Origin of the sequence: Terrisporobacter muris, from assembly GCF_024621905.1 — a bacterium.
Lineage (GTDB): Bacteria > Bacillota > Clostridia > Peptostreptococcales > Peptostreptococcaceae > Terrisporobacter > Terrisporobacter muris.
Window position 1 is genome coordinate 1 of the sequence record NZ_JANKBY010000127.1, and the last position, 9,797, is coordinate 9,797.

At 31.1% G+C, this 9,797-nt stretch carries 7 protein-coding genes; all 7 read right to left on the minus strand.

Features of this window, described 5'->3' with window-relative positions:
- Positions 1 to 596 (minus strand): CDP-glycerol glycerophosphotransferase family protein (locus tag NSA58_RS10865; RefSeq protein ID WP_257560457.1); only part of this gene is annotated, 596 nt, incomplete at its 3' end.
- Positions 597 to 817: 221 nt separating this feature from the next.
- On the minus strand, positions 818 to 1,699 hold the full coding sequence (pepI, locus tag NSA58_RS10870; RefSeq protein ID WP_039678454.1) for a proline iminopeptidase: 882 nt from the start codon (positions 1,697 to 1,699) through the stop codon (positions 818 to 820).
- Positions 1,700 to 2,089: 390 nt separating this feature from the next.
- The gene (locus NSA58_RS10875; protein WP_257560458.1) at positions 2,090 to 4,333 is read right to left on the minus strand and encodes a glycoside hydrolase family 2 TIM barrel-domain containing protein; all 2,244 of its coding nucleotides are present in this window, start codon (positions 4,331 to 4,333) and stop codon (positions 2,090 to 2,092) included.
- 242 nt (positions 4,334 to 4,575) lie between these two features.
- The gene (locus tag NSA58_RS10880; protein ID WP_052232852.1) at positions 4,576 to 5,964 is read right to left on the minus strand and encodes an MFS transporter; all 1,389 of its coding nucleotides are present in this window, start codon (positions 5,962 to 5,964) and stop codon (positions 4,576 to 4,578) included.
- Between the two features lie 119 nt (positions 5,965 to 6,083).
- Positions 6,084 to 7,076, minus strand: a complete 993-nt coding sequence (locus NSA58_RS10885) for an AraC family transcriptional regulator (protein ID WP_161791893.1) — start codon at positions 7,074 to 7,076, stop codon at positions 6,084 to 6,086.
- Between the two features lie 565 nt (positions 7,077 to 7,641).
- The gene (gene rlmD, locus NSA58_RS10890) at positions 7,642 to 8,994 is read right to left on the minus strand and encodes a 23S rRNA (uracil(1939)-C(5))-methyltransferase RlmD (protein ID WP_074429928.1); all 1,353 of its coding nucleotides are present in this window, start codon (positions 8,992 to 8,994) and stop codon (positions 7,642 to 7,644) included.
- 19 nt (positions 8,995 to 9,013) lie between these two features.
- On the minus strand, positions 9,014 to 9,736 hold the full coding sequence (locus tag NSA58_RS10895) for a pseudouridine synthase (RefSeq protein WP_039678451.1): 723 nt from the start codon (positions 9,734 to 9,736) through the stop codon (positions 9,014 to 9,016).
- Between the last annotated feature and the right edge of the window lie 61 nt (positions 9,737 to 9,797).

Here is a 9,797-nt window from a genome sequence, read left to right on the forward strand (position 1 = left end):
AATGATTCTAAAATATCTTTATTTACATTCTTAAATATTACATCGTTTCTAGGTTGACCCCATACTTTTACTTTTCTTTCATCCACACCAAAACTATCCTTCATAATATTAATTAAATTTTTTGAAGTTGTTAGTATATATGAGTAATTCTTTGAGAATATTGTTTTAAAATATATTTTTTTTAATTTACTATAATTGTTTTCTAATAATGCAATTTTTTTTAAGGGAACTCCATGCCATAAATTTATGATTTGCCTATTGTTGTTAAATTTAGTTCCATATAAAGGAAGTCCTGCTGATGTGAACCAAACGCCTGCTGATAATACTGTCTTAATTCCTTCTAATGTTTTTGTTTCAATGAAAAATGATTCTCCATACTTTCTTTTTAATCTCTCTCGTTCATTATCATCATTTATCACATAGTATGGTGTTATATCCTTTTCATTTTCTAGTACATATATAAAAAGATATTTAGAGTTATAATTAAATTCTTCGTTATTTGTAGAAGAAAAAACCCAAACCTTATTATTTAATTTTTGATTAAATAAATGAGAAAAAATCATTGTTTTTGTAAAATTTACTAACTTATCTTTCATTATATCTATCTCATTTCATAATAATTAAAATTAACCATTTTATTCCATATTCTAACATATTTTTATTTGTTTATCAACATATGAGAATCCTAGGAGCTTTTCACCTTACCCTAAAATAAAAAGAGAGAGTAAATAAATATTATTTAATCTCTCTTTTTGTAATTATCTATTTTTTAATAGTTAAACTTAATATCTTCCATATTAAGTTTTATTATTACTTATTAATCATTAGCTTCTAACCATTCATTTAAAACTTTCATATATCTTTCATTTTCTTCTACAAAAGGCATATGTCTTGAGTATTGGAATAATTCCCATTTGCTATTAGGAATTCTATCATACATAGTTTTTGCAATATATGGTGAACACAAATCAATTGCTCCATTGGTTATTAAGCAAGGTTCCTCTATTTCATGTAATCTATCCGTGAATTCATATCCAGCTAGTGTTCCTGATGGAGAAAACTCATTATGTCCCCATCCTACAACATACGCTTCAGCTCCTGATTTCTTAGGTCTTCTTAAGCATTCTGGATCATTTTCAGTTACCTCGCCTGCACAATACATTTTCATAAATTTATCTAAAGCATCACTATATTCTTTACTAGAATAATCTCCTGTATTTACTGCATCAAGTAAAGCTTTTTGATCAGCTTCATCCATATATGATATTCTTCTTTTTTGCTCTGTTTCCCAAAGGCTTGCAGAAGAAAGAGTAGATGAAAGAATATATGACTTAATTCCTTTTGGTTTGTACTCAAGTGCATACCAAATAGCCTGCATTCCTCCCCAAGATTGTCCTAATAAATGAATTTCATCAAGCCCTAAATGTTCTCTTAATGCAATAAGTTCTTTTATCCAAGTATCAGCATTGAATAATTCAGGATGACCTTCCACAAATGAATTACCACAACCTATTTGATCATACATTATTACTTGTCTACCACTTTCAGCTATTTTGTCTAATACTTCAAAGTAGTTGTGTGTAGAGCCTGGCCCTCCATGAAGTAGTACTAATGGTTTTTTACCTTCTGTTGCTTCACCTACTACACGATAATAAGTTTTGAAACCTTCAAAAGGCATGTATCCTTCAGTTATTTTCATGTTTAATTCCCCCCCTATTTGTCATTAGAAACAAGAATTAGTTCCTAAGTAATACTGTTAAAAATTTAGCAGTTTTCTCTAGTATAACATTAAAATAAAAGGTTTTCATTATCATGTTACTATTAAATTTTATAGAGATATATAATTTTATTTTTCTATATTTCACAAAACATAATATAAAGTTTTAGATTCATATATGCAAATTTAGCATTCTTAATACAAATACCCTAAATCTTCCTACTAATCTTAAAGTTTTCATTCTCATAATTATTATATTACAAAGTATAATATTAAATTAATCTTCAATTTATATAAAATATGTTAAACCTATTCTAAATTTAACATAAAAAATGCAAACATGACACGCTATGTTTGCACTTTTTATATCTTTTATTGTGCTGTTAATACAAGTTCACAAGCTTCCAACTCTGGTGAAGTTGCACGAACCTTGATTTTTCCTGTTTGTTCCTCAGATTGAACCAGGGCAAGAATCAAACCTGAAAAAGCATGTCTACTTGATGCCTTATCATTCTCTCTACATCCTGGATCACCATTTCCAAGTCCCAATAAATAACCTGCCCCAGATACATCAAATGTTACATTATTTTCTGCATTTGGAACAATAATTCCATGCTCATCTACTATAGATACAGTTACACAGGCAACATCCATACCATCGCCGTGAATTACATTACGATCTGCTGTCATATGAATTGCTACAGGTTTTCCAGCAGTCCTTTGTATATCACGAGCTACTATTTCTCCTCCTCGATACCCAACTGCCAATAATTCACCCGGATGGTATTCAACGTCAAACTGAATCCAATCTTCTTCTAATGGTTTTCTTCCCAATGATTTACCGTTTAAGAACAGTTCTGCCTCATCACAATTTGTATATAAGCGAATTACTTTTATATCTCCTTCTTTATCCCATGTCCAGTGTGGCATAATGTGAAGTATTGGTGTTTCTTTCATTCGTGCCTGATAGTAGAAACAGTCATCTTTTGGGAAACCACAAGTATCCATGATTCCAAAATTTGAGCATACCTGATAATCTTTTAATGGTGTTGGCTCTCCACGATAGTCAAAACCTGTCCATATAAAGAACCCTCCCGTCTTTGGATTTTCCTCATAGAAATTCCAAGTTCTCCATGGTTTTGCAGTTCCTCCTGCATTTGGGCCGCCTTCTCCACCCATCATAACATAGCGAGTTCCATAGCCAGAACAATGTCCACGTTCCTTATTATCTTCATAAATACCCCTAGTTGTATACCAAGACGCACTTTCTGTACTAAGGAACTTCATACCTGGATATTCAGAAGATAATTTCTTTATCTGATTATCATTTAACGCCGATTCTGCATAATTCATTCCAAACACATCATAAAGTTCTAATCCATATTTTGCTGCCATTTCCCCAGAAAGAAAAGCTTCTGCAGATAAGAATAACCTACTATCATCTAAATTTTTTGCAAATGGTAACATTTTATCCAAAATTCGTAATGCCTGATAGCTTCCTGCAAAAATTTCTTCATTTGACATACTCCATGCAAAAACAGATGGATGATTTCTTGAACTTTTAATCAATTCTTCTAAATCTTCCATTCTATGCTTTGTTGTTTCGATAATACGATTTTCATTAATTACTAAAACACCTAAGCGATCACAAGCATCCAATAATTCTAAGGTTGCTGGATTATGCGAAGAACGAAATGCATTAAAACCAATTTCTTTAATTTTTTGAATCTTATAGTTCTGAATTGCATCTGGAATAGCAGCACCTACTCCTACAAAATCCTGATGGAAACAAGTTCCGTATAAAGGTGTCTGTACACCATTTAATAAAAGGCCTTGTTCTGTGTAGGCAATGCTTCGGATACCAAATGTAGTGTTATAATTATCAACTAACTCCCCTGATACAAAAATTTCAGTAGTAGCTGTATAAAGACATGGATTACTACAATCCCATAAGAAAACATCCTTTAGATTCAAATAACTCTTTAATGTCTCTTTCCCGTAGATTGGAAGATTTCCTTCTGTTTCTACAATTCCAACTTCTTTTCCTGTTGGATCAGTAATCACGGTACGTACTGTATATTTAGCTTCTTCAAAAGTTTCATTACAAACAGTAGTTTCTATTTCAAGATTTGCATTTTTACCCTCTACTATTGGCTTTACAAATACACCCCAACGATCCACATGAATATTTTCATAAGTTGTCAGCCATGTATGACGATAAATACCACCGCCTTCATACCACCATCCTTCACTTCCATTTGTAGTATCACAACGAACCAAGATAACGTTATCCCCTTCTTCATCACCATACTTAGTAAGTTCTGTTACATCAAATTGAAATCCAGTATATCCTGAATAATGATCTCCAATAAAACAACCATTATACCAGAAAGATGCATTACGCATTACACCATCAAATTCTAATACTATACGTTTTCCTAGTAAACTTTTAGATACTTTAAATGCTTTTCTATAATATGCAATACCATCAGGAATATATCCTTGTGCCCAGTTTGTCGCATCATCTGATACACCAATCTCTACACGGAAGTCATGTGGTAAGTTTACCTTTTTCCAATCCTTTGCCGATTTAGCCTTTTCAGGAAGATTTCCCATTAACATATTAGCAGCATCGACATTTTCCTTTGCATCGTCACCTGCAGGTAGAATATCTTGCAAAGCTCTTATCATGTTGCCAGCTCCTGCAAATGGTTCAAACAATTCACCATCTACCGCATTTGTAATACCAGCAATTATTCCACTTTTAGCATATGTTTTTGCCAGTGGACCTACTTCATCAATTATATATGTCCAATCCCTATCAAAGTTTTGTTTATTTCTCATATAGTCACTCCTTTTTACTGTCTTGCTTGTTTTCTACGTTCTTCTAACTCTTTCACAATTTCTGCATGTCTTTTATCTGTAAATTTATTAAATAGCATTGGAATAATTCCAAGTAAACCTACTACCGCACAGAATAAAGTAAATGCTCCATGAATCATCATCTGTGTTTCGTGTGTCTGCACCTGATTTGGTACATAGTTTGCAATTTGTAAAACAAGTCCTGTAACACCAACACTTAATGCCATTCCAATTTTTGCTGTTAAAGTTTGTGTAGAGCTGATTAAACCTTCCTGACGATTTCCAAATTTCCACTCAGCATACTCAATTGTATTTGTAAGCATAGTTGCAGAAACTACTGATGAAATTCCAAGTGGAATACTTGTTAATGCATACAAGAACATTGTAAGTGGAATATTACTAAATCCTGCAAAGAAGAAGATAACGTCTACTACAATTCCAAAAATTCTAGAACCAATAAATACAGTTTTCGAATCAAATCTTTTCGTAAATATTGGTGCAATTGCAAGACCTAAAATCATACCTGGTAAAAATAATACACTAAAAATTGGTATTAAATTAAAATCACCAACACAGTACTGTACATAGTAGATTACCATACCCTGTTTTAACATTGTCCCAGTATTTCCAAGTAAACCACAAGCAAGTAATAATAATAGTGGTTTATTTCGAACAATTGCTCTTACAGAACTCTTAAAACCAATTTTCTGATTTGCTATTGGCTGTACATGTTCCCTAATATTCGCAAATCCAATCAGATAAAAGCTTGCTCCAACAAGACCAATTGCTAGTGCAGTCATCATATAACCTTTTTTCATATCTCCTTGACCAAATGCATTAATCAAAGGTACTGCGATAACACCAAGAACTGTTGTTGCTACTGTTGTTGACATACGAGAAAAACTAATAATTCTAGAGCGTTTCTGTACATCTGCAGACATTGCAGCTGGCATAGTCCAATATGGAACATCTACTGCTGTAAATGCCATACTCATCATAACATAAGTAATGCTTGCATATACGATCTTAGCTACAGGTGATAAGTCTGGTGAACTAAAATTTAGTACTAAAAAAATTACAATAATCGGTGACATGAATAAAAGCCATGGTCTATATCTTCCCCATTTGGTTCTAGTGTGGTCAGCAATAGATCCCATCATAGGGTCATTAAATCCATCCCATACTCTTGTCAGTAACATAATAATGCCTGCTGCTCCTGCTGAAATACCGAAAATATCTGTATAAAAGACAAGCATATAGCTACTCCATAATCCAAAAATAAGATTTTGTCCAAAACCTGCAATGGCATGACCAAACATCTCACGACCTTTTACTTCTCCTTCATACACTTGAGACATATTTACATTTTTTCCTATTATTTGCATGTCTTCCCCCCTTGTATAGTACAATCAATTTCTAATATTAATCTTACTACACATATTGTGAGAAAAATACTGTTGTAAACACGACATATTATATATTCTTATATCATATTCAGACCTGTTTATCTATGCATTTTTCTATATTCACTTGGTAGCACACCAAATTCTTTTTTAAAAAGTTCATAAAAATAACTATGATTTTTAAAACCAACCTTATCAATAATAGCTGAAATACTCATATTACCCTCGCGCAATAGCCTTTTTGTTTCATTTAGTGCAACCTTTTGACAATACTGTGTAATATTAAGCCCCGTATATTTTTTTACGATTCGATTCAAGTAATCCCCACTATAATTTAATTTTGTAGAAATCTCCTGTCTGGAACACTTTCCTGGGTTTTCTTCAATAAAATCTTTAATCCGTGTGAAAAGTATTTCTTCTACAGTAGAATCTAAGGAAACATATAAAAGCTGATACTTATTTTTATCTTGTAAAATATTAAAGACCCTTTCTACTAAACCGTGAAAAATAAATAAGTACCCTGGATTCTTCTCCTCTAATTCTTTTGTCATTTTTTCAAATAAATAACATGTACACTTAATAACCTCTTCATTTTGAAACGCATTTAAAAACAAATAATCTTTCTTATAAGTAGCTTTTTCTTGCAAGTTAGAGTTCAGAAATCGGTAAATCATACCTGAAGAATTACTTGTCATCTCTATTAACCTTCTAACATATTCTTTTGACAAGCATAAATAAACTACAGAAAAATCCTTTCCTGATATTTCACAATGCTTTGTATTACGATTGATAAAACAAGCCTGTCCTTTTTTATATATGTAAGTGCTATTTTCAATTTTTTGTTCCACACTTCCCTCTAGCACATACATTAATTCAAAATAATCATGTTGATGCATTTGAATTCCCCATTCACTTGGAAAAATCATTTTTCCATCCACCTGTTCTTTACATTGTGTTTTTTGCCTAGCAGTAAATCGTTCTCCTTCACTTATTCCTCCAAAAGAAATGTTTTGTTTTTCTTCATATTGGTTACCTGACATAATATTAATAGCAAACGGCACGTTCATATATCTCATACGGTCTGTTCTTTTCATCTGTAACCTTTCTTCCCTACTGGCATTTGATGTAATTTTAATTTGATCGTTTAACGTATACCATGGAAATATAAACATTTCATTCGACACTCCTCTCCAAATCTTCTTTTATTTGTGGTTATAGACTTCTACTTTATTCCTACTCTTTTTTCACATTATATCATATTTGTCGCTTGTGATTATACCTCACTGTATCAAGACATTCTACAAAACTTTACAATTATTATGTTTCTAGTATAAGCACTAAATTATATTTTAATTTTATTATCATGAGCTATAGTAAAATATCCAACTTTCTAAAGTTAAATTAGAGTTTAATTAATAAAAAGTGTCGATTTCTAAGTCTTAAAATAACCAAATCTTCATTACAATTACCCTAAAATTTGATTAAAATGTAAGTACAGGGATTAATCAATATATTGATTAATCCCTGTACTTACATTACTTCTAATTATATTTATTTTGTCTTCCATTTTATCAGTTCTATTCCTTAAATTTAATCATATTTTAACAGATTATAATTAAAGTTTATTAGAGATAATTAGACTTTAATTGATAAATACAATTATTTATTTAATTTTACTATAGTTTCGCAATGTGGTGTATTTGGGAACATATCCATACATTTAACTTTTTCCACTTTATATCCATAAGCTTCAAATCCTTTTATATCTAAAACTAAAGTCTTAGGATTACATGAAATATAAACTATTTCATTAGCACCAAATCCACTTATATCTCTTATTGCATCTTTATGAACGCCTGGTCTTGGTGGGTCAACTATTATTAAGTCTGGCTTTTCAGATAGGTTCTTAACTACTTTAGCCACGTCTCCTGCTATAAATTCACAGTTATCAAGCCCATTTAATTTAGTATTTTCATTTGCAGCTACAACAGCTTCTTCTATTATTTCTATACCATAAACTTGTTTCGCAGCACTTGCCATAACTTGTCCTATAGTTCCCGTTCCACTGTATAAGTCAAATAATACTTTTCCTTCATGATCTCCCACAAATTCTCTAGCTATGCTGTATAATTTTTCAGCACCTTTAGTGTTTGTTTGGAAGAATGAGAATGGAGATATTTTAAATCTAAGTCCTAAAACTACTTCTTCTATATAGTCTCTTCCATGTAAAATTCTTAACTCATCACAATTAACTGCATCAGCAAGTCCATCATTTATAGTGTGTAATATACTTACCACTTCTGCTTTTGTTCCAAGGTTTAATATCATATCTTTATACTCACTCATATCAAAATCTTCTTGAGTAGTTGTTACTATATTAACCATTAATTCATTAGTATTTACACCTTTTCTAACAACTAAATTTCTCAAATAACCTTGATGAGAATTTATTCTATAATAAGGAAGATTTTTTCCTACAAAATACTCAACTGTAGAACTCAATACTTTTATAAAGTCTTCATCTACTAATCTACAATCATCAACAGTTATGATATCTAGATGTCTTCCTTTTTTATGCATTCCTAAAGTAAGAGGTCCACCTTTTACTTCATCTCCAAAAGTATACTCCATTTTATTTCTATATAATCTTTCTACTGGACTTCCTTCTATTCCTAAAAATTCAAATCCTTCTATTCCTTGCTCTTCAAATAATTTTAAAACTTGTTCTGATTTTATTTCTAATTGTTTTTCATAAGGAACAGATAATATAGAACATCCTCCACATTGTCCAAAATGCTTACATACTGGAGAAGTTTCTAGTGGTGAATTTTCTAATACTTCAAGTAGTTTTACTTCAGCCTTTTCACTTCTTGCTTTTTTAACAATAGCTTTTACTTTTTGACCTGTAATTCCGCCCTTCATTTTTATTTTTCTTTTTCCTATTAAAGTTGAAGACTCTCCTCCAAACTCCATAGAGCCTACTTCAAATTCAATTACATCTTTTCTTTTCACTATAATTTCCTCCACTATCTTATCTTTCTTCTATTAATTTAACTTCTTTATCAGTTAATTCTCTATATTCACCTAGACTTAATGTTTCATCTAGAATTAATTTACCCATAGACAGTCTTTTCAAGTATACTACTTTTTTGCCCACACTCTCAAACATTCTTTTTACTTGGTGGAATTTTCCTTCATGTATAGTAAGTTCTATTTCTGATACGTCCCCACTTTCTATAATTTTAAGTTGAGAAGGCATAGTTTCATATCCATCATCTAAAGTAACACCTTTTTCAAATGCTTTCACATCTTCTTGTGTTACTATTCCCTCTATTTTTGCATAATATGTTTTAGGAACATGTTTCTTAGGTGACAATACTCTATGAGCCAGTTGACCGTCATTAGTTAAAACTAAAAGACCTTCTGTATCCTTATCTAACCTTCCAACTGGAAATGGTTCAAATGTTAAGTAGGATGGATCTATTAGATCTAAAACTATTGGATCTCTTTTATCAAAAGTTGCTGATAAATATCCATCTGGTTTATTCATCATTATATAAACAAATTCTCTATATCGTACTACTTCATTATTAAATTCTATTTTATCAATATCTGTATCAACTTGCGTCCCAGGATTGGATATCACTTTATCATTTACCTTAACTAATCCTTTTTTACAGTACATTTTCAATTCTGCTCTACTTCCATATCCTAAATTAGACAGAACTTTATCTACTCTTAATTTTTTTGCCATTATATTTACCTCCTTAAGAAGCATTTTTATTTAAATAATTTATTTTCATATAAAATAACAT

Bases quoted from the DNA above. Each gene is read 5' to 3' on its own strand.
- NSA58_RS10875 (WP_257560458.1), bottom strand. From the start codon at position 4,333: ATGGGAAATCTTCCTGAAAAGGCTAAATCGGCAAAGGATTGGAAAAAG.
- NSA58_RS10880 (WP_052232852.1), bottom strand. From the start codon at position 5,964: ATGCAAATAATAGGAAAAAATGTAAATATGTCTCAAGTGTATGAAGGA.
- NSA58_RS10885 (WP_161791893.1), bottom strand. From the start codon at position 7,076: ATGAAAAGAACAGACCGTATGAGATATATGAACGTGCCGTTTGCTATT.
- NSA58_RS10895 (WP_039678451.1), bottom strand. From the start codon at position 9,736: ATGGCAAAAAAATTAAGAGTAGATAAAGTTCTGTCTAATTTAGGATAT.
- pepI (WP_039678454.1), bottom strand. From the start codon at position 1,699: ATGAAAATAACTGAAGGATACATGCCTTTTGAAGGTTTCAAAACTTAT.